At 72.8% G+C, this 23,856-nt stretch carries 20 protein-coding genes and 1 riboswitch; of the genes, 15 read left to right on the forward strand and 5 right to left on the reverse strand.

Going from position 1 to position 23,856, the window contains the following annotated elements; all coding sequences use genetic code 11:
- The first annotated feature begins 96 nt into the window (after window positions 1–96).
- The gene (locus BJ982_RS29185; RefSeq protein ID WP_184885311.1) at window positions 97–3,351 is read left to right on the forward strand and encodes an ATP-binding protein; all 3,255 of its coding nucleotides are present in this window, start codon (window positions 97–99) and stop codon (window positions 3,349–3,351) included.
- On the opposite strand, the gene BJ982_RS29190 is transcribed toward BJ982_RS29185, so the two are convergent.
- Window positions 3,348–4,613 carry a DUF6716 putative glycosyltransferase gene (locus BJ982_RS29190; protein ID WP_239122985.1) on the reverse strand — a complete coding sequence of 422 codons (1,266 nt, stop codon included), beginning with the start codon at window positions 4,611–4,613 and terminating at the stop codon, window positions 3,348–3,350. The two genes, BJ982_RS29185 and BJ982_RS29190, sit on opposite strands and share 4 nt — an antisense overlap.
- Before the next feature lie 14 nt (window positions 4,614–4,627).
- Window positions 4,628–5,614, reverse strand: a complete 987-nt coding sequence (locus BJ982_RS29195; RefSeq protein WP_239122984.1) for a hypothetical protein — start codon at window positions 5,612–5,614, stop codon at window positions 4,628–4,630.
- A gap of 703 nt (window positions 5,615–6,317) precedes the next feature.
- Window positions 6,318–6,469, forward strand: a riboswitch (cyclic di-AMP (ydaO/yuaA leader).
- A gap of 14 nt (window positions 6,470–6,483) precedes the next feature.
- Here BJ982_RS29195 and BJ982_RS29200 point away from each other — a divergent pair.
- The 9 genes from BJ982_RS29200 (at window position 6,484) to BJ982_RS29240 (ending at window position 17,051) form a co-directional block, all read left to right on the forward strand.
- A complete protein-coding gene (locus tag BJ982_RS29200; RefSeq protein WP_184885317.1) occupies window positions 6,484–7,200 on the forward strand; it encodes a CHAP domain-containing protein in 717 nt (238 codons plus the stop codon).
- 395 nt (window positions 7,201–7,595) lie between these two features.
- Window positions 7,596–8,936, forward strand: a complete 1,341-nt coding sequence (locus tag BJ982_RS29205) for an ABC transporter substrate-binding protein (protein ID WP_184885319.1) — start codon at window positions 7,596–7,598, stop codon at window positions 8,934–8,936.
- A 113-nt stretch (window positions 8,937–9,049) separates the two neighbouring features.
- Window positions 9,050–10,015 carry a carbohydrate ABC transporter permease gene (locus BJ982_RS29210; RefSeq protein ID WP_184885321.1) on the forward strand — a complete coding sequence of 322 codons (966 nt, stop codon included), beginning with the start codon at window positions 9,050–9,052 and terminating at the stop codon, window positions 10,013–10,015.
- Window positions 10,012–10,884, forward strand: a complete 873-nt coding sequence (locus BJ982_RS29215) for a carbohydrate ABC transporter permease (protein ID WP_184885324.1) — start codon at window positions 10,012–10,014, stop codon at window positions 10,882–10,884. Before BJ982_RS29210 ends, BJ982_RS29215 begins: the two co-directional genes overlap by 4 nt.
- Window positions 10,881–12,338: a GH1 family beta-glucosidase gene (locus tag BJ982_RS29220; RefSeq protein WP_184885326.1), complete on the forward strand. Its 1,458-nt coding sequence runs from the start codon at window positions 10,881–10,883 to the stop codon at window positions 12,336–12,338. The genes BJ982_RS29215 and BJ982_RS29220 overlap by 4 nt, the downstream gene beginning before the upstream one ends.
- Before the next feature lie 28 nt (window positions 12,339–12,366).
- Window positions 12,367–13,386, forward strand: a complete 1,020-nt coding sequence (locus tag BJ982_RS29225; protein WP_184885328.1) for a LacI family DNA-binding transcriptional regulator — start codon at window positions 12,367–12,369, stop codon at window positions 13,384–13,386.
- Between the two features lie 169 nt (window positions 13,387–13,555).
- A complete protein-coding gene (locus BJ982_RS29230) occupies window positions 13,556–14,752 on the forward strand; it encodes a cytochrome P450 (RefSeq protein WP_184885330.1) in 1,197 nt (398 codons plus the stop codon).
- 280 nt (window positions 14,753–15,032) lie between these two features.
- On the forward strand, window positions 15,033–15,926 hold the full coding sequence (locus BJ982_RS29235; RefSeq protein ID WP_184885332.1) for an aldose 1-epimerase family protein: 894 nt from the start codon (window positions 15,033–15,035) through the stop codon (window positions 15,924–15,926).
- A gap of 126 nt (window positions 15,927–16,052) precedes the next feature.
- Window positions 16,053–17,051, forward strand: coding sequence for a phosphotransferase family protein (locus tag BJ982_RS29240; RefSeq protein WP_184885334.1), 999 nt, complete (start codon window positions 16,053–16,055; stop codon window positions 17,049–17,051).
- A gap of 147 nt (window positions 17,052–17,198) precedes the next feature.
- Here BJ982_RS29240 and BJ982_RS29245 read toward each other — a convergent pair whose 3' ends face one another.
- On the reverse strand, window positions 17,199–17,762 hold the full coding sequence (locus tag BJ982_RS29245; protein ID WP_184885336.1) for a hypothetical protein: 564 nt from the start codon (window positions 17,760–17,762) through the stop codon (window positions 17,199–17,201).
- Window positions 17,763–18,069: 307 nt separating this feature from the next.
- Between BJ982_RS29245 and BJ982_RS29250 the strand changes: the two genes are divergently transcribed.
- Entirely contained in the window at window positions 18,070–19,410 is a 1,341-nt protein-coding gene (locus tag BJ982_RS29250; RefSeq protein WP_184885339.1) for a class II 3-deoxy-7-phosphoheptulonate synthase, read from the forward strand.
- A gap of 63 nt (window positions 19,411–19,473) precedes the next feature.
- On the opposite strand, the gene trxA is transcribed toward BJ982_RS29250, so the two are convergent.
- Window positions 19,474–19,872 carry a thioredoxin gene (trxA, locus tag BJ982_RS29255; RefSeq protein WP_184885340.1) on the reverse strand — a complete coding sequence of 133 codons (399 nt, stop codon included), beginning with the start codon at window positions 19,870–19,872 and terminating at the stop codon, window positions 19,474–19,476.
- Between the two features lie 105 nt (window positions 19,873–19,977).
- Complete coding sequence (locus BJ982_RS29260) at window positions 19,978–20,940, reverse strand: LysR family transcriptional regulator (RefSeq protein WP_184885341.1); 963 nt, start codon at window positions 20,938–20,940, stop codon at window positions 19,978–19,980.
- 130 nt (window positions 20,941–21,070) lie between these two features.
- Here BJ982_RS29260 and BJ982_RS29265 point away from each other — a divergent pair, with 130 nt between their 5' ends.
- The 4 genes from BJ982_RS29265 (at window position 21,071) to BJ982_RS39845 (ending at window position 23,822) form a co-directional block, all read left to right on the forward strand.
- Complete coding sequence (locus BJ982_RS29265) at window positions 21,071–21,922, forward strand: SDR family oxidoreductase (RefSeq protein WP_184885342.1); 852 nt, start codon at window positions 21,071–21,073, stop codon at window positions 21,920–21,922.
- A 331-nt stretch (window positions 21,923–22,253) separates the two neighbouring features.
- Complete coding sequence (locus BJ982_RS29270) at window positions 22,254–22,463, forward strand: ferredoxin (RefSeq protein WP_184885343.1); 210 nt, start codon at window positions 22,254–22,256, stop codon at window positions 22,461–22,463.
- Window positions 22,453–23,481, forward strand: coding sequence for an NAD(P)/FAD-dependent oxidoreductase (locus tag BJ982_RS29275; RefSeq protein ID WP_239122983.1), 1,029 nt, complete (start codon window positions 22,453–22,455; stop codon window positions 23,479–23,481). The genes BJ982_RS29270 and BJ982_RS29275 overlap by 11 nt, the downstream gene beginning before the upstream one ends.
- On the forward strand, window positions 23,478–23,822 hold the full coding sequence (locus tag BJ982_RS39845; protein WP_239122982.1) for a hypothetical protein: 345 nt from the start codon (window positions 23,478–23,480) through the stop codon (window positions 23,820–23,822). Before BJ982_RS29275 ends, BJ982_RS39845 begins: the two co-directional genes overlap by 4 nt.
- Window positions 23,823–23,856 lie beyond the last annotated feature (34 nt).

Consider the following 23,856-nt stretch of genomic DNA (forward strand, 5'->3'; position numbering starts at 1 on the left):
CCCTTCATCGGTTTCGACGTGTTAAGGCTGCTTACGGCGCTTGGAAGGCACTTGGAGCCGATATGGAACGCCCACGCGCGTAGGATGTTCCAGGTCATGGTCTTGATCCGGGTTCTGGGCTCTTTCGGTGCCGAAAGCAACGGTGAGTCCGTCCCCCTGGGCGGGCCGCGGCAGCGCGGCGTCCTGGCCCTCTTGGTCGCGGCGCGCGGACAGGTCGTGTCGGTCGACCGGATGATCGAGGACCTCTGGCGCGGTGAGCCGCCATCCCGTGCGCTGGCCTCCCTGCAGGCGTACGTCTCCAACCTGCGCCGGCTGCTGGAGCCCGGCCGCCCGCCCCGGACCCCGGCCCGCCTCCTGGTGAGCGCCTCCCCCGGCTACGCGCTGCGGCTGCCGCCGGAGTCGGTGGACGCCTGGCGTTTCGAGGACCTGCTCGACGAGGCCCGCGCGCTCACCGAGCCTCGGGCCGCCCGCGCCCGGCTGGCCGAGGCACTGCGCCTATGGCAGGGACCCGCGTTCGCCGAGGTCGCCGACGAGCCGTGGGCCGCCGCCGAGACCGCCCGCCTGAACGAGCTGCGCCTGGTCGCCCGCGAGCTCCACGTCGCGGCGGGCCTGCGGTCGGGCGACCCGGTCTTGGTGGTCCCCGAGGCCGAGCGCCTCACCCGCGACGAACCCCTGCGTGAGGAGGGCTGGCGCCTGCACGCCCTGGCGCTGTGGAGCAGCGCCCGCCGTGCCGACGCCCTGGCGACGCTCCGCCGCGCCCGCGCCACCTTCGCCGACGAACTCGGGCTCGACCCCGGCCCCGACCTGGTCGCCCTGGAAGAGGCGATCCTCGCCCAGCGCATCGACGTCCTGCGCACGGCCGTCCCCCCACCCCCGGCCACCAGGCCTCCACACGCCACGCCCTCGCCCGACGCGTCCCCGCTCCGCGCGGCCTCCCACGACGCGATCCCGCCTCGCGCCGCCTCTTTCGTGGGGCGAGAGGGCGAGCTCGCCGCGCTGGTCTCGGCCGCCGGGGAGGCCGCCGCCGACGGGGCGCGCGTCGCTCTTGTCACCGGGGAAGCGGGGCTGGGCAAGTCGACGCTCTTGGAGCACCTCGGCGCGCGGTTGGAGCGCGACGGCTGGCTCGTCGCCGCCGGGCGCTGTCCAGAGGTCGACGGCGCGCCGCCCGCGTGGGCGTGGGTCGAGGCGCTGCGGGCCGTCGCCGCGACCGTTCCTCCGGGGGAGTTCGCGGAAGACCTGGCGCCGCTGCTCTCCGACTCCATGCCGGTGGACGGCGACGCCGCCGCGGGGCGGTTCCGGCTACGCCGGGCCGTGTGGGGCTGGCTCGCGGCGGCCGCCACGGATCGACCGGTCGCCGTCGTGCTGGACGACCTGCACGGGGCGGACACGACCACGCTGGGGCTGCTCGGCGGCGGCGTCGGCGTGCGGGCCCCGATCCTGGTCGTCGCGGCGTACCGCCCGGACGAGAGCGAGCACCTCACCGAGACGCTGGGCGCGCTCGCCCGCACCGCGCCGCTCCGGATCGCGCTGCCCGGGCTCGACGGCGCGGCGGTGGCCGAGCTCGTACGGGCCGAAAGCGAGGCCGACGACGCGACGGTGGCGGGGATCGCGGAGCGCACCGGCGGCAACCCGTTCTACGTGCGGGAGAGCGCGCGGCTGCTGAACGGCGAGGGTGCGCTGGTCGCGCTCTCCGAGGTCCCCGAGGGCGTGCGGGACGTGCTGCGGCGCCGGCTGGCGAGGCTTCCCGAGAGCGGTGTGTCCGTCCTGCGGCTGGCGGCGGTGGCCGGCAGGGAGAGTTCGGTGGACGTACTCGTGCGGGCCGCCGACTCCGACGGGGACGGCGTGCTGGACGCGCTGGACGCGGGCGTCATCGCCGGGTTGCTCGACGAGCCGGCGCCGGGGCGCGTCCGGTTCGTTCACGCGCTGGTCAGGGACACACTGGTCGCCGACATCAGCCGGTTGCGTGCCGCAAGGATGCACGCCCGGATCGCCGCCGCCCTGGAGGGCACCGGCGACGTCGCGGCGCTCGCCCATCACTATGCGCGAGCGGGATCGCCGAAGGCCGTCGGCTATTGCGTGCGGGCCGCCGAGCTGGCCGAGGCGCGCTACGCCCACGACGTGGCGGCCGCCCTCCTCACCGACGCGGTCGCCAACTCCAGCGAACCGGACGAGCGCGTCGGGCTGCTCGGGAGGCTGCTCCGGGCGCAGATCAGGGCCGGGGCCGTCGCCGCGGCCAGGGACACGCGCGAGCAGGCCGTGGAGTACGCCGAGTCGATCGGCCGCGACGACCTGATGATCGCCGCGTTCACCGCCTGGACCGAGCCCACTCCCTGGCGGGCCCGCACGTACGGCACGGTCGACCGTCCCATCGTCGGCCGCCTCAGCCGCCTGCTCAAGCGGACCGGCCTCGCCCCCGACGTGCGGTCCCGCCTCCTCATCGCGTACGCCAACGAGCTGGTGGGCGAGGACGATCCGACGGTCATGGCGGCGGCGCGGGAAGCCCTCGACCTCGCCACCGATCCCCGCCTCCGGGCCGCGGCGCTCCTCGTCCTCGCCGGCGACCCCGGGCGGGAGGAGTACGCCCGCGAGCTGGTGGAGATCGGCGTCGAGCACGACCTGCCCGTCTACCGCGTGACCGGGCTGCTCAACCAGGCCGCGAACGCCGCCGCGGCCAACGATCCGGCGGCGATGCGCCGCGTGACCGGGGAGGCGCTCGACCTCGCCCGCGCCTACCGGATGCCGGAGGCGATCGGCGCCGCTGAGATCGCGCTGGCGAGCCTGGTGCTCATCGAGGGCCGGTTCGCCGACGCCGAGCGCCTCTACGTCGAGGCCACCGAACGCCTGGAACGCGCCGGATCGGTGCACGCCGGCTTCATCGGCCTCGCGCGGGCGGCGATCTGGCTGAACGACGGCACGCTCGGCGACCACCTGGACGATGTGCGCGCTCTCCACGAGGCGCTCGGCCCGATGGTCGCCGACCTGCTCGCGCTCGCCCTCCACGCCGCCGGCCGCGGCGACGAGGCACGCCGGGCCCGCACGTCACCGAGCCCGATCCGGCCCGACTTCTTCTTCACCTTCCTGAGCACCCTGCGCGCCATGGCCGTCATCGCACTGAACGACACCGGCGCCGCCGAGGAGTGCCACGCGGCCCTGCTCCCCCATCGCGACGGTCCTCCGGCCGGCGCCACCAGCCTGTCGCTGGCCGTGCGCCCGGCCGCCCACACGCTCGGCGAGCTGGCGCTGCTGCTCGGCCGCGACGACGAGGCCGCCGCCCACTTCGCCAGGGCCGCCGCCATCGCCGACCGCTGGAACGCACCCCACTGGGCCGCCGAGGCCCGGTCACGGCACTAGCGGAGGGCCTTGAGGTAGCGGCGCATGCGGCGGCTGGCGCGGTAGCCCGCGCGCAGGACGTTCGGGGGGAGCTCGACGCGCAGCCGGGCGCGGCGGCGGGCGGCGGCGTGGGCGGGGCCGTCCAGGAGCGGCCTGACCGGGGGCAGGCCGGTGGTGCGGGCCCGCTCCACCAGGGCGTCCAGGCGGGTGATCCAGTCGCTCGCGGCGCGGTCGTGGAAGTAGTTGGCGTCGCACCAGGCCGCCGTGGGCCGCCGGAACTCGCCCCGGGCCAGGTCCTCCAGGGAGCCGAGGCAGCCGCTGTCCTCGAACACCAGGTTGATCATCTCGGCGCTGACCCCGAAGTCGGACAGCACCAGCAGCGGCACCTCGCCCGCGATGGCCTCCAGCGCGGCCGTGGAGCTGACCGTGACGAAGCCCGCCGCCTCGGCCAGGTGCTCGTGCATCGGCCCCACCGCGAACCGCACCGCCCCCGGCCGCACCGCCCCGGCCGCCTCCAGGGACGCCCACAGGCTCTCGTAGTGGTAGCGCTCGTTGTGGGTCTGGCGCTCGGTGGTGAGGGCGCGCAGCTTGACCACCACGTCGAGGTCGGGCCGCGCGGCGGCGAGCCCGTCCAGGGCGAGCAGGACGCTTTCGCGGTCCTCGCGGCGCTTGGGCACCTTGGCCTGCGTCGCGAACACCACCCGCCGCCCGGCCGGCGTGACCGGGTCGAGGGCGAGCGAGGCGGCCAGGGACGGCGCCGCGTCCAGGGGGACGGGGTGGGCCGGGGTGGCGGTCTTCAGCAGCCCGTCGAGGTAGGGCAGGCGGGCCAGGGCCGTGACGCCGGACGCGCCGAGTTCCGTGCCGATGCGGGTGAACTCCTCGACCTCGCGCCCGCTGTGGACCACGAACAGGTCGCAGCCGCCGCGGAACATCCACGCCTTCTCGGTGGCGGGGATCGAGATGCCCGGCAGGCCGGACACGAACACCGGCCGCGGGCTGAGATCGTCGAGCACGTCGCTGACCAGGACGTCCACGACGGGGCCCGTGCAGGCGACGAGGACGGCGTCGGGCCTGAGCCGTTCGGCGAGCCGCCGGACGGCCCGCGCCGAGACCACCGCGGGAGGCTCGCCGCCGGCCGCGCGGGTGCCGCTGACGGCCGCCGCGATCTGGGCGGGCGAGGGCACGATCGGGGTGCGCACGACGGCGAGCGTCGAGGACCACCCCTCCGGCAACTGGTCGAGCAGGCCCGCCGCCCACTTCAGGTAGGAATCGGAATCGGCCACGGCGAGAACCCGGCTCAAGGAGCAGCCCTTTCGTGCGCGAACATCTGGAGGTGTGATCGGAGCGAGACCGACGCGGAGGGCGTCCACCAGTCGTCGGGGACGTCCACCGTCTCGACGGGGACGCCGCGTGCCGACAGCAGGACGCGCAAGGAGGTCACCGCCGTGGACGGGAGGCTGAGGACGCGCTGCCCGGGACGCAGGTCCCGCAGGGTCATCTCGACGGGGACGCCGCCGTCGTACACGGTCACGCCGGGGTGGCCGCGGACGGCGGCGAGGTCGCCGGGGTCCTCGCGGCGGTGCGGATAGTAGGCGAGCGGTCCCTTCAGGGCGAAGAGCCAGGACAGGTACCGGTCGCGGTGGATCAGCCCGTTGCGCACCAGCGAGGTGCCGAGCACGACGGTCTCCTCGCGGGGGCGGGGGTGCCGGACGGCGGGCTGGGAGCGCAGCCAGGCGAAGTCGTGGGTGATCAGCTCGGCCCCGAGGCGGCGCACGGCGGCGGCCAGGTCGGCGGGGACCGGCAGCGCGGTGAAGACGGTGAGGCGCCCGGCGCGTGCGGCGGCCCGCAGGCGCAGCGCGGCGGCCAGGCCGAGGACGCGCCGCGAGGGGGTGGCCTGGACGCGGGCGCGCAGCAGGGACGTGCCGGCGCGGGAGGTGAGCTGTTCGAGGACGCGGATCGTGGCGAGGCCGTCGTCCACCAGCACGAGGCGCGACGGCAGGGCGGTGAGCGAGGTGAGCTGCACCCGGCCGGAGAAGGCGTCGCCGAGCACCCAGGCGGCGCGGCGCCCCGGGCGGGGCATACGGCCGGCGGCGGTCTCGATCGTGAGCCCCGGCGGCAGGTCGAGCGAGGTGAGCTCGGCGCGTGTGACGCGCAGGGCCGGGAGCTTGGCGCGGGTGACCACGCGCATCTCCGGTCCCGCGACTCCGGCGTGCCGCGCCTCGACCGCGCAGAGCAACTGGAGGGGTGACTCCACCCAGGCGACGGCCGACCCCTGCTCCCGCACGCGGCTTCGACCGTTCCTCTCCACGCCGGGGATTGACGCTTTCACGACGCAAGCAAGGTAGCCGCGTGACGCGACGCGTGAGGTAACAACCGATGAACACGGTCTTACGGCCGCTGGACCAGGTTTGGAGCAACGGGCGCGGGATCGTGCCCGACACGCCACCGGAGCCTCGCATGACAGGAAACGCCCTCGGCGGCCGAACCCGCCCGGCCGGTGCCGTATCCGCCCTCGGGGTCCCTCAGAAGGGGGAACCACCTCCGTTCCCGGCTTCGGGGGTGAGACGCGGGGCCGCCGGGACGCGTCCCCGCCCTTCCGTCATAGGCGACGCCGGGCCGTCCGGCAACCCCCTGCGGGGACGCCTTGACATTCCCGCCGCCATGTCGCCCGGATATCCATTTCGTGCCACCGTGTCTCCCAGGTCACATCAGCCCCAGTGCCCTCGGCGGCCGGTGCCGGGATCCGTACGATGGGCGGATCGTCGCAGGTAAAGAGCGGGTCGGGAACGGCCCACGATCACCGGCCCCGTGACGCTTGGCGTCCCCGATCCCCACTCCAGACCAGAGATTTGTCCTGTTTGCATCTGTTTGTCCGATGTATTACGGTGGGTGGACTCCAGGCGGGGGAACGTCCGGATCGGACGCCTTCTTCATGCCGTGGAGCTTGCATAGCGTGACCGGTCCTCTGGGAGATCCCTCTCCCGCCGGCGCGTGCACCGCCGAGTCCGCCCTGTGCGGAGCCGGGGACCCACTTCTCTCCCCGGGGTGAATCGGGGCGCCATTCCCACGGACGCTCCGTAGGGCGAACTTCCACGCCCGAACCCGTCAGCTAACCCGGTAGGCGGCCGTGGAAGAAGGAGTCTCCCTTTGTCCATGTCCGACAACTTCGACAAGTTCGTACATCGGCTTCAGGATGCCCCGAAGAACCACTTGAAGTCTTTCGCGCTGGCCGGCCTGGTGGCCGCCCAGCTCGTGACGGGCGCCGCCTTCGCCGCCAACGCCGACACCGGTCCCGGGGGCTCCGGAGTCGCCAAGGTCGCCGGCGCCGAGGCCGCCCGCCTGGCGGAGGGCCTCAGCGCGCCCTCCGGAGCGCGGCACGTCTCCGCGCAGCAGCTCCTGACCCTGGCCGAGAGCCAGGTCGGCATCAGCGAGAACGCCTACGGCGGTGGCACGAAGTTCCACCGCTGGTACATGGAGAGCCCGCGGGCCCGTGAGACCGTCGCCCGTGACGGCGGCGCGATCAGCGCCTACGCCAACGCGCCCTGGTGCGACATGTTCGTCTCCTGGGTCGGCGACCAGCTCGGCATGCAGGACACCATGGGCTCGGACGCCTACACCGTCGCGCACGCCAAGTGGTTCGCCCAGCAGGGCCGCTTCGGCGAGACCCCGAGGCCCGGCGCGGTCGCGTTCTTCGCCTGGAACGGCACCAAGAGCGTCGACGCGATCGAGCACGTCGGGTTCGTCATCAAGGACAACGGCGACGGCACCATCAAGACCGTCGAGGGCAACACGGGCAACGGCAAGGTCGAGGTCCGCACCCGCACGACCGGCTCGGTCGCCGGGTACGGCTACCCCAACTACGCCGCCTGAGCCCCCGGCCGCCCGCGAGGCGGCCCCCATGACCACCAGCGGCGCGCCCCGCCTCCCGCGAGCGCCCGTCCTCCCCGACCGTACGGCCCGGCGTTTCCCGCTTCGCCGGGCCGTACGGCCTTTTCTGGACACGTTATGGGAGCGCTCCCAGAACATCCCGAACAGGGCCTGGCCGGGGCGCACCGCCGGGTGACCGACGCGGCGTAACAGTTCTGTTTCAACGTATTGACGGCGGTGTCGCCGATCGGCGACTCTTCGTGGGAGCGCTCCCAACCTCGCGCACGAGACCGCTCGTGGGACCACGGACGAGGTTCCAGCCACATCGCGGGGCCCGATATCGGGGCCGGCCCTCGATGCACCTCCCACTGACGGGCAACCACCGAGAGGGGTCCGGAATGAACCACAAGGCGCGCCGCGGCGGGAAGCTCGCCGCCGCGATGACGATGGCCGCCGCGCTGGGCGTCACCGCAGCCTGCTCCTCCGGCGGCACCGCCGCCGAGGGCACCTCGTCGGCCGCACCGGCGGAGAAGATCACCCTGACGCTGCAGACCTTCGGCGGCGGCACCAACTTCGGCTACAAGGCCGCCGTCGAGAAGTGGAACGCCGAGCACCCGGACGTCCAGGTCAAGTACACCAACCTCACCGACAGCTTCGAGAACGTCTACTGGCCCCAGATGCTCCAGTGGCTCCAGTCGGGCACCGGCGCCGGCGACGTCGTGGGCATCGACGAGGGCGGCATGGGCCTGGCCAAGGCGCGCCCGCAGTTCTTCACCGACCTCGGCCAGTACGGGCTGAACTCCCGCAAGGCCGACTTCCCCGCCTGGAAGTGGGAGAACGGCCTCACCGCCGACGGCAAGCTGTTCGCCCTCGGCACCGACGTCGGCGGCATGAGCATCTGCTACCGCGCCGACCTGTTCGAGAAGGCCGGGCTGCCGGCGAACCGCGACGAGGTCTCCAAGCTGTGGAGCGGCGGCTGGGACGACTTCATCAAGGCCGGCCAGAACTTCCAGGCGAAGGTCAAGGACGCCAAGTTCGTGGACAGCGTCAACACCATCTACAACGTGGTGCTGTCGCAGGAGTCCGCCAAGAACGGCAACGTCACCTACTTCGACCGCGACCAGAAGCTCATCGCCGGCACCAACCCGGCGGTCAGGACGGCCTTCGACCTCACCCAGAAGATCAGCCAGGCCGGGCTGACGGCCAAGCTGCAGAACTTCACCGACCCCTGGAACACCGGCTTCGTGAAGTCGCAGTTCGCCACGCTCGGCTGCCCCGGCTGGATGCTCGGCGTCGTCTCCGGCACCGCGGGCGACGCGTTCAAGGGCAAGTGGGACGTCGCCACCGTCCCGGGCGGCGGCGGCAACTGGGGCGGCTCCTGGCTCGCCGTGCCCAAGCAGTCCAAGCACCCCAAGGAGGCCGCCGAGCTGGCCGGTTATCTGACCGGCCCCGAGGCCCAGCTCATGGCGTTCAAGGAGGGCGGCAACCTGCCGAGCACGCTGGCCGCGCAGGACGACCCCGCGCTGCAGGGCGCGACCAACCCCTACTTCGGCGACGCGCCGATCGGCAAGATCTTCGGGCCGTCCATCAAGTCGCTCCAGCCGACGTTCCTCGGCGAGCGGCACGCGCAGGTCAAGCGCGAGGTGGAACAGGTCATCACCGGCATGGACCAGGGCTCGGTGCCGTACGCCGAAGCCTGGGACAAGTTCGTCGCCGCGGGTGAGAAGGCGGCGCGCTGACCGCCGCCCCCGCCACCGGCTCCGCCCATCGACCGTCACCGACGAACGAAGGAGTCCAGGGCTCCCCCGCCCGCGCCGCGGAACCCGCGGCCGGGCGGGGCCCCGCACCGCCGATGAGCGTCAACACCCAACCCCGGCGGGCGGACCCGGCGCCACCCGAGCGCCGCCCGCGCGCCCCGCGCCTCACCTGGTCCAGGTTCGACGTCAAGGCCGCCCCCTACCTGCTGATCTCGCCGTACTTCCTGCTCTTCGCGGTCTTCGGGCTGTTCCCGCTGGTGTTCACCCTGTGGGTCTCGCTGCGGGACTACGGCCTGGCCGGCGGCGAGGCGACCTACACCGGGCTGGACAACTACGCCGCGCTGCTGGCCGACGCCGACTTCTGGAACGCGGTGGTCAACACGATCGGCATCTTCGCGCTGGCCACGGTCCCGCAGCTCGTGCTGGCGCTGCTGCTGGCCAACGCGCTCAACAAGCGGCTGCGCGGACGGCTGCTGCTGCGCCTCGGGGTGCTGGTGCCGCTGGTCACCTCGGTGGTGGCCGTGGCCGTCGTCTTCACCCAGCTCTACGGCCGCGACTACGGCCTGGTCAACTGGCTGCTCGACCTGCTCGGCCTGGACCGGCACATCGACTGGCAGAGCACCAGGTGGTCGTCCTGGACGGCGATCGCCACCATGGTGGACTGGCGGTGGACCGGCTACAACGCGATCATCTACCTGGCCGCCATGCAGACCATCCCCCGCCAGCTCTACGAGGCGGCGGCGATCGACGGGGCCTCGGGCCGCCGGCAGTTCTGGAGCATCACGCTGCCGATGATCCGGCCCACGGTCCTGTTCACCGTCTTCGTGTCCACGATCGGCGGCCTCACCCTGTTCGCCGAGCCGGTCATGTTCGCCGGCAACCGCATGGACGGCGGCACCACCGGCCAGTTCCAGACGATCGCGATGTACATCGTCGAGCAGGGGTTCAGGAACTTCGACTACGGCTACGCGGCCGCCGCCGCCTGGCTGCTGTTCGTCCTCATCCTCCTCGGCGTCGGGCTCAACTACACCCTCGCCCGCAGGATTGGAGGCTCACGATGACCGCGATCACCTCACCCGCGGCGGCGGAGCGCGACCGGCGGGACCCGTTCCGCGCCACGCCCCTCACCAGGATCGGCCTCGGCGTCACGCTCGTCCTGTCGATCTTCCCGATCTACTGGATGATCATCATCGCCTCGCGGACCAACTCCGACGCCGTGGACGTGCCGCCCCCGCTGCTGCCGGGCGGCAACCTCGGCGAGAACGTCCGCAGGGTGCTCGCCACCGAGGACGCCCACTTCCTCGCCGGCCTGCTCAACTCGCTGGTCGTCACCTCCACCGTGACGGTGTCGGTCGTGGTCATCTCGACGTTCGCGGGCTTCGCGTTCGCCCGGCTGCGCTTCCGCGGCAGGAAGCTGCTGCTCGGCTCGATCCTGCTGACGATGATGGTGCCGCTCCAGCAGATGGGCGTGGTGCCGCTCTACCAGCTCATGGTGGACCTCGGCTGGGTCGGCTCGCTCAAGGCCGTGATCCTGCCGTACCTGCTGAACGGCTTCGGCGTGTTCATGATGACGCAGTACACCGAGCAGGCCGTGCCCGAGGAACTGGTCGAGGCGGCCCGGGTGGACGGCGCGTCCACGCTGCGCGTCTGGTGGAACGTGATCCTGCCGGCCGTGCGGCCCGGCATGGCCGTCCTGGCGCTGCAGACGTTCATGCTCAACTGGAACGAGTTCATGTGGCCGCTGATCGTCCTCACCCCCGAGAACCCCACGGTGCAGGTGTCGATCAGCTTCCTCACCGCGGCCCACAGCACGGACTACGTGCTGATCTTCACCGGCACCGCCCTGTCGGTGCTCCCTCTCGTCGTCGTTTTCCTCGCGTTCGGCCGGCAGATCGTCGGCGGTCTCATGGAAGGTGCGGTCAAGGCGTGACCACGCAGGACACTCAACCCGGCCCCCGGCCCGGCGTTCGATCGGGCACCGACGCCCCGGCCCTGGCGTTCCCGCCCGGCTTCGTCTGGGGCGCGGCCACCTCGGCCTACCAGATCGAGGGCGCGACGGACATCGACGGGCGCGGCCGGTCCATCTGGGACACCTTCGTCCGCGAGCCCGGCCGCGTGGTGAACGGCGACCACGCCGACCTCGCGGTGGACCATTACCACCGCTACCGCGACGACGTGGCGCTCATGGCCGAGCTGGGCCTCACCGCCTACCGGTTCTCGGTCTCCTGGCCGAGGATCATGCCCCAGGGCTCCGGCCGGGTGAACCAGGCCGGGCTCGACTTCTACCGGCGCCTGGTCGACGAGCTGCTCGGCCGCGGGATCGAGCCCTACCTGACGCTGTACCACTGGGATCTGCCGCAGGTCCTGGAGGACGCGGGCGGCTGGCCCGAGCGCGACACCGCGTTGCGCTTCGCCGACTTCACGGCGTGCGTGCACGAGGCGCTCGGCGACCGGGTGCGGCACTGGACCACGGTGAACGAGCCGTGGTGCGCGGCCTTCGTGGGGTACGCCTCGGGCGAGCACGCCCCCGGGCGGCGCGAGCCGGCCGCCGCGGTGCGGGCCGCCCACCACCTCAACCTGGCGCACGGCCTCGCGGTCCAGGCCATCCGGGCGCGGGACCCGCAGGCGCGGATCGGCGGCTCGGTGAACCTGTACGCGGTGACGCCGGCCACCGGCGCGCCCGCCGACCTCGACGCCGCCCGGCGCGTGGACGGGCTGCAGAACCGCTTCTTCCTGGACGCGCTGCTGAAGGGCTCCTATCCGGAGGACGTCGTGGCCGACCTGGCCGGGGTCACCGGGTTCGGCTTCGTCAGGGACGGCGACATGGAGGTCGTCTCCACGCCGTTCGACATGCTGATGGTCAACTACTACAGCCGGTACACCGTGTCGGGGTCGGCGGAGGGCTCGGCGTCGGCCTCGGCGGCGCCGACGGGCGCGGGCTCGCCGTGGCCGGGCAGCGAGGACGTGGGCTTCGTCAGGAGCGGGCGGCCCGTCACCTCCATGGGCTGGGAGATCGACGAGTTCGGCCTGTACGAGGTGCTGCAGCGGGTGGCCCTGAACTACCCGGCCATCCCTCTGGTCGTGTCGGAGAACGGCGCGGCGTTCGACGACGTCGTGTCCGGCGGGGTGGTGGACGACCGGGAGCGCGTGGCCTACCTCCACGCCCACCTGCGCGCCTGCCACGCGGCGATCGCGGCGGGCGTCCCGCTGCGGGGGTATTTCGCCTGGTCGCTGATGGACAATTTCGAGTGGGCCTGGGGCTACGGCAAGCGATTCGGGCTCGTGCACGTCGACTACGACACCCTGGTCAGGACGCCGAAGGCGAGCGCGCGCTGGTACTCCCGCGCGATCCGCCGAGGCGGCCTGCGGGGTCCGGCAGAATAAGCCGAAAAGCCAGGAGGGGGCACCTTCAATGAACGGGGACCGCCGCTCGGGAGCGCGACCGACCCTGGAGGCGGTGGCGGCGCGCGCCGGGGTCGGCCGGGGCACGGTGTCGCGCGTCATCAACGGCTCGCCGAAGGTCAGCGAGAAGGCGCGCGAGGCCGTGCGGCAGGCGATCGACGAGCTCGGCTACGTGCCCAACCGGGCGGCGCGCACCCTGGTCACCCGGCGCACCGACACCGTCGCGCTGGTCGTCTCGGAGTCCGAGCAGCGGGTGTTCGACGAGCCGTTCTTCGCGGGCATCATCCGCGGCATCGGCTCGTCGCTGGCCGAGACCGGGCTCCAGCTCATCCTCACCATGGCGCAGTCGCGCCAGGAGCACGAGCGCCTGGAGCCGTACCTGACCGGGCAGCACGTGGACGGCGTGCTGCTGATCTCGCTGCACGGCGCCGACCCGCTGCCGGGCCGCCTGGAGGACATGGGCGTGCCGACCGTGCTCGGCGGCCGCCCGGTCGGGTTCACGCCCTACAGCTACGTCGACATGGACAACAGGGCGGGCGCGCGGCAGGCGGTGAAGTACCTGCTCGGCAAGGGGCGGCGGCGCGTCGCCACGATCGCCGGGCCGCAGGACATGGGCGTGGGCGTGGACCGGCTGGCCGGTTACCGGGACGCGCTGCTCGCCACCGGCGTGCAGGAGCTGGTGGCGTTCGGCGACTTCAGCGAGGCCAGCGCGGTCGCGGCCACCGAGCGGCTGCTGGAGGCGCACCCGGACCTGGACGCGGTCTTCGCGGCCTCCGACGCCATGGCGATCGGCGCGATGCGGGTGCTGAAGGAGCACGGCAGGTCCATCCCGGGCGACGTCGCGGTGATCGGCTTCGAGGACTCGGCGATCGCGGCGCAGACCGTGCCGCCGCTGACCAGCGTCCACCAGCCGACCGAGCTGATGGGGCGGCAGATGGCGCAGCTCCTGGTCGCCCGGATCAACGGCGAGCGCCTGGAGCAGCCGGTGGTCATCCTCGACACCCACCTGGTGGAGCGCGGCTCGGCCTGAAATCCCGGCACGGTCCGGCACGGTCCGGCACGGGTCGGCACGGGTCGGCACGGGTCGGCACGGGTCGGGGCGCGGGCGTCTGCGCATTCTTTACGACTTCCGATAACTGCCTTAATTCACCGAAATTTCATGGCTTGTACGGTCTTAGCAGGAAAGGAAGGAGCACCTCGTGACCCAAGCCATGTCCAGCCCCGTGACCCTTCCCCTCGGCCGCCAGAACCCCTTCGACCCTCCCGCGGCGCTGCGCCGATGGCGCGAGGAGGGACCCATCCGCCCGATGCTCTACGCCGACGGCCACGTCGGCTGGCTGGTGACCGGCTATTCCACGGCACGTGCCGTGCTGGCCGACCCGCGGTTCACCACCGACACCAAGCTGCTGCACCCGCCGATCGGCCAGCGGGCGACCCAGCGGATCCTGGAGGACGTTCCCGGGTTCTTCCTGCAGAAGGACCCGCCCGAGCACACGCGCTTCCGCGGCCGTCTCGCGGGCCACTTCACCGTGCGCAGGGTGCAGGCGCTGGAGCCCAGGATCGCCGAGATCACCGGCGAGCACCTCGACGCCATGGAGGTGTCCGGCCCGCCCGCCGATCTGGTGCGGGAGTTCGCGCTGCCCATCCCGTCCCTGGTCATCTGCGAGGTGCTCGGCGTGCCCTACAGCGGGCACGAGCGGTTCCAGCGGCGCTCGGCCGCGCTGCTCGACCTGTCCTCCACGCCCGATCAGGTGCGCGAGGCGCTGGACGACCTGATGGACTTCACGCGCGAGCTGGTGGCGCTGAAGCGGGCCGAGCCGGGCGACGACCTGATCAGCGCGCTGGCCGCCGACCGGGGGCTCACCACCGACGAGGTCACCGGCGTGGCGGTGCTGCTGCTGGTGGCCGGGCACGAGACCACGGCCAACATGCTCGCGCTCGGCACCTTCACCCTGCTGCGCAACCCCGCCCAGCTCGCCGCCCTGCGCGCCGACCCCTCGCTGATCGGCTCGGCGGTGGAGGAGCTGCTCCGGTACCTGACGATCGTCCACCTCGGGCCGGTGCGCGCGGCGCGCGAGGACGTCGAGATCGACGGGCACGCGATCCGGGCGGGCGACTCGGTGACGCTCTCGCTGCCTGCCGCCAACCGCGACCCGGCCCGCTTCGAGAACCCCGAGAGCCTGGACATCACCCGGCAGGCCGCCGGGCACCTGTCCTTCGGGCACGGCGTCCACCAGTGCCTCGGCCAGCAGCTCGCCCGCATGGAGATGCGCGTGGCCTACCCCGCGCTGCTGCGGCGCTTCCCTGACCTGCGCCTGGACCTGCCGGCCGACCAGGTGCCGACCCGGACGAGCAGGGCCATCTACGGCGTCCACACGCTGCCGGTCGCCTGGTAGGGCGGCCCGCGTCCGCGGCCGGTTCCCCCGGGCGGCCGCGGACGGGCACTGGGAGCGATCCCATGACGGTGGCGCCACTAGAGGGGAACTTGACATGATGTGCAAGAAAATCCGACTTCATGCCTGACGATTGCGCGGGCCAGGCCGTGGGAGCGCTCCCTTGCCATACCCTCACAGCATGGCTAAATTTTGATCACCGCGCGGCAACGGGGATGATGGAGCCTGCCGCCCGGGTTTCTCCCGGTTCGCGGCGGTTCACCGGCCGACGAGAGGATCCCCCGTGCCTCAGTACGTTATCCAGGGTGGCGACTACCGCGCCGTGATATCCGGCTCGGGCGGCGCGCTGAGGATCCTCCGGCACGGTGACCGCGATCTGGTGACGAGCTGGCCGCAGGACGGCCCCGTCCCCTTCTACAGCGGCACGCTGCTCGCGCCGTGGCCGAACCGGGTGGCCCACGGGCGCTACACCTTCCGGGGCGAGACCTTCCAGGTGCCCGTCAACGAGCCGGAGCGCGGCCACGCTTTGCACGGCCTCGTCGCCTTCGCCGGCTGGCGGGCCGCCGGGCCGCACGCGGACGGCGACGCGTCCGTCCGGCTCACCCACACCGTCGAGCCCTCCCCCGGCTACCCGTTCCGGCTGCGCCTGGAGGTCCGGCACGCCCTCGGCCCCGGAGGGCTCACCACCACCCTCACCGCCGAGAACACCGGCGACCTGCCGGCCCCCTACGGCTGCGGCACCCACCCCTGGCTGATCGCCGGCGACGGCCCCGAGAGCGGCTGGGAGCTGGCGCTGCCCGCCGACCGGGTGCTGCTCACCGACGAGGAGCTCCTGCCCGCCGCCCTGCGGCCGGTCGAGGAGACCCCGTTCGACTTCCGCGACCCGCGCCCGATCGGCGGCACCTCCGCCGACCACGCCTTCACCGGCCTGGCCATGGGGCCGGACGGCCTCACCGGGGTGGGGCTGCGCGGCCCGGGCGGCGGCGGCGTGCGGATCGCCTGGGACCCCGCGGTGCTGCCGTGGGCCCAGGTCTGCACCGGCACCGGCTTCGGCCACCGGGGCATCGCCGTCGAGCCGATGACCTGCCCCGCGGACGCCTTCAACTCCGGCACGGACCTCGTGGTGCTCGACCCCGGAGCCAAGCACGAAGCCGGTTGGACGATCTCGGCCCTCTGAGCGTCCCTCCCCGGCTTCCACCGGCCGGGAACCGGCCCCGGCCGCGCGCCGTCCCGCCACGCCTGGTGACGGCTCGGCGTCGCCGCCGAACCCCTCATCCCCCGACGACCTAAGTGATGTGACCGAATGGAGAGCAGGACCAAGCGCCGGCTGACCCCCGCCCAACTCGACGCGCTCGCCGCCAGGGCGCTGGGCGCGGAGGTCGGCTCCGCCGAGGAGCTCCTGGACGGCTTCGCCAACGCGGTGTGGCGGCTGACCCTGAAGGACGGCCGCCAGGTCGTGCTGAAGGCCGGCCCGCCGCCCGGCCTGGAGGGACTCCGCTACGAACGCGACCTGCTGCGCACCGAGGCGCTGGTGTACCACCTGGCCACGCCCACGGGGCTCCCGCTGCCCCGGCTGCTGCAGTCGGGCTTCGACGACCCCGAGCTCGGCGGCGACTACCTGATCATGTCGGCGCTGGACGGCGTGCCGTGGAACCAGGCGCCCTCGCTCGGCGAGGCCGACCAGCGATCGCTGCGCCACCAGCTCGGCGGCCATATCGCCACGCTGCACGGCATCCCCGGCGACGGCGTGTACGGCTATCCGTACGCGGCGCTGACCGGGACGAACTGGCGCGACGCGTTCCTGACCATGACCGGCGCGCTGCTGGACGACGCCGTGCGGTACGCGACCCCGCTGCCGCGGACGCTGGTGGAGATCGCGGGCGCCGTCTACTCCAACGCCGCCGCGCTGGAGGAGGTCACCGCGCCGGCCCTGGTGCACTTCGACCTCTGGCCGGGCAACGTGTTCCTGACGCCGCCCTCGGAGGGGCCGCCGCGCATCCAGGCCCTGATCGACTACGAGCGGGCGTTCTGGGGCGATCCGCTGGCCGACTTCGTGTCGCCGACGATCTTCGGCGAGCTGGGCGACGACGACCCGGTCCTCGCCGGCTACCGCGAGGCGGGCGGCAAGGTGGAGCTGACGCCCGGGGCCCGCACCCGCGAGGCGATGTACCGCGTGTACCTGTACCTGGTGCTGCTGGTAGAGAACGGCCCCCGGCAGTACCCGGAGGAGTCCTACGGGCGGATCCGCGGCCTGGCCACCGAGGGGCTCTCCAAGAGCCTGGACGTGCTCACGAGGCGCTGAGCCCTCTCCTCCCGCGCGCCGCGACGGGCGTGGCGGTCCACGCAGCGGTGGCGCACCGGACGCGACAGGCGGCGGCGCGCGGGCAGGGCCGCCCAGGGACCCGGTCCCCGGACGGCCGGCCCGTCCTCACGCGTTGCCATCGCCGGGTCAGCGTCCCTCGTGCGCGCGGTCGCCCGCGACGAGCCGGTCGTTCGGCTCCGCCGGCCGGCGCGCACCCGCGCCCACGCGATCCTCCCGGCCCGCCCGGTCGGCCCGGTCCGCCCGGTCGGCCCTGTCCTCGGCCCGGTCGTCGACGCCGTCGCCGTCCTTGTCGTGGACGTGCGCGTGGCGTCCGAGCGGCCTCGCGGCCGACTCCGGCGCCGGGGCCTGGGCCGGGACGTAGCCGGTGGCGCGGGGCGCGGCCGCCGGGGTGGTGGACTCGGCCTCCAGCCGGCGCTCCAGCGTCCGCTTCTCCTCCTCCAGGCGCGCGACCTTGTCGGCCTCGGCGCGGACCTCGCGCAGGCGCCTGCGCCTGGCCCCCGAGCGGCGCATGCCGCCGGTGAGCACCATCAGGCCGATGAGGAAGACCGCCGCGGTCGCCGCGCCCGCGAGGAACAGCTCCAGCGCGGACATCTCGATCGTCCGGTCCAGCACGGTGACCGCCGCCACGCCGCCGGCGCCGTCGTTCGCCACCGCCACCAGGGCGGCGCCGGCGAGCACGACCAGTAACATGCCCAGTATGATCATGTGACCTCAACTCCACGTCGCTCGCTGCCAACCCCTTGCAGGGGCGCCCTCCGACTGCCCGCGACGCCGCCGGTTATGCCTGTCGCGGCTCCCCCGCGCCCCGCCCGGCGTCGCCGGCGCGCCCAGGCGGCGTTCCACCGGCCCGAACGCGCCTGCCGGGCACGCGCGAACCCCAGAAGCACCCCCTAAATCCTTGGCGGGCCCGGCATCCGCGGCGCCGGGTGCCGGAAATCTTTCTCACCCTGTGGACACGACCTCGGTGGGACCCCAGGACGTGCAATAGCCTTTCAGGGTGAGCGCCGAACCGATCAACCTCGATAGCTGGCGGGACCTCCCCGCCGCCCAGCAGCCCGACTGGCCCGACCGGTCCGCGCTGGAGTCCGTCGTCGCCGAGTTGCACGGCCTGCCGCCGCTGGTGTTCGCCGGGGAGTGCGACGAGCTCAAGGACCGTCTCGCCGCCGTCGCGCGGGGCGAGGCGTTCGTCCTCCAGGGCGGTGACTGCGCCGAGACCTTCGCCGGCGCCACCGCCGACAACGTCCGCAACAAGCTGAAGACGTTGTTGCAGATGGCCATCGTGCTCACCTACGCCGGCCGCGTCCCCGTCGTCAAGATCGGCCGCTTGGCGGGGCAGTTCGCCAAGCCGCGCTCCAAGCCGACCGAGACCCGCGGCGGGGTCGAGCTCCCGGCCTACCGCGGTGACATGGTCAACGGCTTCGACTTCACCCCCGAGGCCCGCACGCCCGACCCCGTGCGCCTGCTGCGGGCGTACCACTCCTCCGCGGTGACGCTCAACCTGGCCCGCGCCTTCACCAAGGGCGGGTACGCCGACCTGCGCCAGGTCCACGCCTGGAACCAGGACTTCGTGGCCGAGTCCCCGGCGGGCCGCCGCTACGAGCAGCTCGCCCGCGAGATCGACCAGGCCCTGGCGTTCATGCACGCCTGCCGCGCCGATCCCGAAGAGTTCCACACGGTCGAGTTCTACTCCTCGCACGAGGCGCTGATCCTCGACTACGACCGCGCCCTCACCCGCGTCGACTCCCGCACCGGCCTGCCGTACGACGTGTCGGCCCACATGGTCTGGATCGGCGAGCGCACCCGCCAGCTCGACGGCGCCCACGTGGAGTTCTTCAGCCGCATCCGCAACCCCATCGGCGTCAAGCTCGGCCCGACCACCTCGCCCGAGGACGCGCTGACGCTGATCGACAAGCTCAACCCGGCCAACGAGCCGGGGCGGCTCACCTTCATCGCGCGCATGGGCGCCTCCAAGGTGCGCGACGCGCTGCCGCCGCTGGTCGAGAAGATCCGGGCGAGCGGCGCGCAGATCGCCTGGATCTGCGACCCGATGCACGGCAACACCTTCGAGGCCCCGAGCGGGCACAAGACCCGCAGGCTCGACGACGTGCTCGACGAGGTGGCGGGCTTCTTCGAGGTGCACCGCGCGCTCGGCACCCATCCGGGCGGCATCCACATCGAGTTCACCGGCGACGACGTCACCGAGTGCGTCGGTGGCGGCCACCCGATCGTCGAGGAAGATCTGGCGCTGCGCTACGAGACCGCCTGCGACCCCCGCCTCAACCGCGGCCAGTCGCTGGACCTGGCCTTCCGCGTCGCCGAGCTCTACCGCCTGAGCTGATCGCACAGAAGAGCCGGCCCCCGCTGAGCGGAGGCCGGCTCTGTCACGTTCAGGCGGCGATCGTCACGGACGGCGGCCGTCCTCCGGGCCCTCGGCGCGGCCGGAGTCGATGTCGTTGGCGATCTCCTTGCGGATGGCCTCCATGTCCAGCGCGCGGACCTGGGTGATCAGGTCCTCCAGGGCGGGAGCGGGGAGGGCGCCCGGCTGGGCGAAGACCACGATGCCGTCCCGGATGGCCATCACGGTCGGGATCGAGGTGATGTCGAACCCTTCCGCCAGCGCCCGCTCGGCGTCGGTGTCGATCTTCCCGAAGGTGATGTCCGCGTGCTTCTGGGACGCCTTCTCGAAGATGGGGCCGAACGTGCGGCACGGCCCGCACCAGGCGGCCCAGAAGTCGAGGAGGACGATCCCCTCGTCGGCGATCTCGTTGAAGTTGGACTCGGTCACCGCGATCGTCGCCACAGATGGCTCCTCGGTCTCGTCTCTCGTCGTGTCGATCGGCATAACCACGTACCCGTTCACCGCATTCCGCACACGAACCCGCCCGGTCCGTACCTGGAATGCGGCTTAATCGTCGTGAGAAATCCCGCCGCCACTGACAGTGCCCTGGTGCGGCCGGCCGAGTTCCGCGGGGATGAAGGCTCCCGCGTCGCGTAGCTCGCGGATGACGTCGACGAGGGCCGCGACGGCCGGGCCGACGGCATCGCGCCGCCAGACGACGCTGTGGTCGGCGTAGGGACTCGGGTCGCTGAAAGGGCGGTAGACGACTCCGGCGAAGGGCCTGGCCGCGGCGGCGCCGACGATGGTGAGCCCGACGGCGGAGCCGGTGAGCACCAGAGGGAGGAGCCGGTCGAGGCTGGATATCTCCCGATGGATGGTCACCGTGGCGCCGCGGGCTTCGAGCTGGCCGACGAAGTGGTCGTGCAGCCATGGGTTGACGGCGCGCTCGACGGTGACCAGCGGCTCGTGCGACAGGCGGCGCGGATCGATCGTGTCGCAGCCCGCGAGGGGATGACCGGCGGACAGCGCGACCACGAGCGGTTCGCGGGTCACCAGGAGCGAGTCGAGGCCGGGCGGGAGCTCGGCGGTCCAGCAGAAGCCGACGTCGAGTCGGCGGTCGCCGAGCGCGGCGAGCTGGGCGGGGGTGGTCATCGGGCGCGGGGCCAGCCGGACCGAGGGGAGGCGGGCGCGCAACGCGGGCACCGCGAGCTGGAACAGCCGCGGGCCGAGGTCCTCGGCGTAGCCGACGCTCAGGTCGTCCAGCGTGCCGGCGGCGGCGCGGCGGCCGACGTCGAGGGCGTGGCGCGCGGCGGCCACCGCACCGCGCGCCTCGCGCAGGAACACCTCCCCCACCGCGGTCACCGTCACCCGCCGGCTGGTGCGGGTGAACAAAGGGGCGCCGAGTTCGCGTTCCAGGCGGCGGATCTGCTCGCTGACGGACTGCTGGGTGACGTGCAACCGCGCCGCGGCCCGGCCGAAGTGCAGTTCCTCCGCGACGGTGACGGCGTACTCCAACTGCCGAAGCTCCATACCCCATATTGACAGGCTCCGACTGTCGGACATGCCGGTGTTCGTCGTTGATGACCATCCGGACTCGGCGATGTCATGGGACATCGGAGACCGGCTTGGAAACCGGCACCGTGATCCGAGGAGCACTGACATGAGGACCTGGTTCATCACCGGCACGTCCAGCGGTTTCGGCCGAGAAATGACCGAGATCCTGCTCAGGCGCGGCGACCGTGTCGCCGCCACCCTGCGCGATCCCTCCCGGCTCGACGAACTGGCCGACCGCCACACCGGACGGCTGTGGCGTGCCGAGCTGGACGTCACCGACACCGCGCGGATGCGAGAGGTCGTCCGCCGGGCGTTCGCCGACCTCGGGCGGATCGACGTCGTCGTCTCCAACGCCGGCTACGGACTGATCGGCCTCGCCGAGGAGCTCACCGACGAGCAGATCCGGCGCCAGCTCGACACCAACGTCACGGCCCCGATCCAGCTCGTCCGCGCGGTCACACCGCGCCTGCGCGAGCAGGGCGGCGGCCGGATCCTGCAGACCTCCAGCATGGGCGGGCACATCGCCTACCCCGCGATGTCGCTATACCACGCGAGCAAGTGGGCGATCGAGGGGTTCTTCGAGGCCTACGCGCCGGAGGTCGAGCCGTTCGGCATCCGCACGACCCTCATCGAGCCGGGCATGGTCGCCACCGACTTCTACGCGTCGGCCGACGTCGCCCCCTCCGAACTCGCCGCCTACGCGGGCACCCAGGCCGCCGCCTTCACCCACGGCGAGTCCTCCGTGGCGTTGAAGGACATGCCCGGCGACCCGCGCAAGGTCGCCGAGGCGATGATCCGCATCGGCGTCTCCCCGGACCCGCCGCGCCGCCAACTGCTCGGCTCGGACGCCTACGAACTCGTCCACGACGCCCTGCACACCCGCCTGAACGCGGTGCGCGCCCAGCGCCCGATCGCCCTGACCACCGACCGCGACGACTTCACCCCCGCCGGCGTCTAGCGCCGCGACCAGAGAGCTTCGCCACGTGGGCCTACCACGCGCCTTCACCGGCCTGGGCCAAGGCGTTCGGGCTCGTGATCCTGGTCTCATCCGGTCCAACTAATCGTCTGAGTTGAGGCAAAGGCCCGGCTCGGCGTACCGGTGTCCAGGGCCGGACGCGCCAGACTGCTCACCAGGAGCGCGGCCGGCGGCGATGACCACGACGCCGCTGCGAGGACGATGACTCGTGTGAACGGATGACGGAACCTCCGGCGAAGCAGCCGGGCAGGCGCCTTCCTTCCCATGGCTGGAACGGAGACCGGGCGCCGCGGCGACTCAGGGGGTGGCGCGGATGCGGATCGTGGTGGACCTCACCCGCTGCCAGGGCTACGCGCAGTGCGTGTTCCTCGCCCCTCAGGTGTTCGAGCTGCACGGTGAGGAGGCGCTGCTGTACGACCCTGACGTGCCCGCCGGCCAACTCGACCGTGTACGCCAGGCCGCGGCGGCATGCCCCGTCCAGGCCATCCTCGTGGGTGAGCAGGTGAGGGTCGATGCCCGGTGACCTCGACCAGGGCCGCATCCTCATCGTGGGCGCGTCACTGGCCGGGCTGCGGGCCGCCGAGACGCTGCGCGAGGAGGGCTTCACCGGCTCGCTGACCATGGTGGGAGACGAGCCACACCCGCCCTACGACCGGCCGCCGCTGTCCAAACAGGTGCTGCTCGGCAAGGCCGCGGCGAACGCCACCGCGCTTCCCGCGCGCCGAGCCCTGGACGCGGACTGGCGGCTGGGGGTGGCGGCCACGGGTCTGGACGCGGCGGGGAAGCGGGTGCTGCTGGCCGACGGCACGTCACTGCCCTACGACCGGCTGCTGATCGCCACCGGGACGCGGGCACGACCCTGGCCCGACCCGGCGCAGGCGGCCCTGGACGGGGTTCTCACCCTGCGCACGAGCGACGACGCGGCGCGCCTGGCCGAGCGGCTGGCCGCGGGGCCGCGGCGGGTGCTGGTGATCGGCGCAGGCTTCACCGGCTCGGAGATCGCCTCGGCCTGCCGGGAGCGGGGCATCGAGGTAACCGTCGCGGAACGTGGCCCCGCACCGCTGGTGGGCGCGCTCGGCGGGACGCTGGCGAAGCTCGCGGCCGGCCTGCAGCGGGCGCACGGGGTGGACCTGCGCTGCGGGGTGACGGTGACCGCGCTGCGGGGGAACGGCCATTTCACCGGCGCGGATCTGTCGGACGGCGACCGCGTCGACGCGGAGGTGTGCGTCGTCGCGATGGGCGCGGTCCGTAACACCGAATGGCTGGCGGATTCCGGGCTGGCCGCGGGCCGGCTGGGGTCGCCTGCGACGCGGGGTGCCGTGTCTTCGACGCCTACGGCATCGTCACCGACGACGTCTTCGTGGCCGGTGACGTCGCCCGCTTCCCGCACCCGCTGTTCGAGTACCAGTTGCTCGCCCTGGAGCACTGGGGCAACGCGGTCGCGCAGGCCGAGGTCGCCGCCCACAACATGGTCAACCCGGGGCCGCTGCGGCGCCCGCACCTGGCGGTCCCGGTCTTCTGGTCCAGCCAGTTCGGGGTGAACATCAAGTCCGTCGGCGTCCCCTCCTTCTCCGACCAGGTGGTCGTCGCCCAAGGCTCGCTCGCCGAACGCCGTCTGGTGGCGGTCTACGGCTACCGGGGCCGCGTGACCGCCGCGGTCACCGTGAACATGGCCAAGTGGCTGGAGCACTACCAGGGCCTGATCGAGACCGCGGCCCCGTTCCCGCCCGGTCCCGGCGCGGCCGACGGCCACCCGCTGGTGACCGAATTCCCTGTTCCCTCCAACGTGCCCGACCCTCGGGGACTCCTGCACGGTCCCACCGTCGCGCTCACCGGCCATCTGCCCGACCGCCGGCTGACTCTCGTCCGGCCCGGCGGCTGATCTCCGCCATCCCTTCCCTGCCACCAGGAGCCCG

Source organism: Sphaerisporangium siamense (genome assembly GCF_014205275.1).
GTDB lineage: Bacteria > Actinomycetota > Actinomycetes > Streptosporangiales > Streptosporangiaceae > Sphaerisporangium > Sphaerisporangium siamense.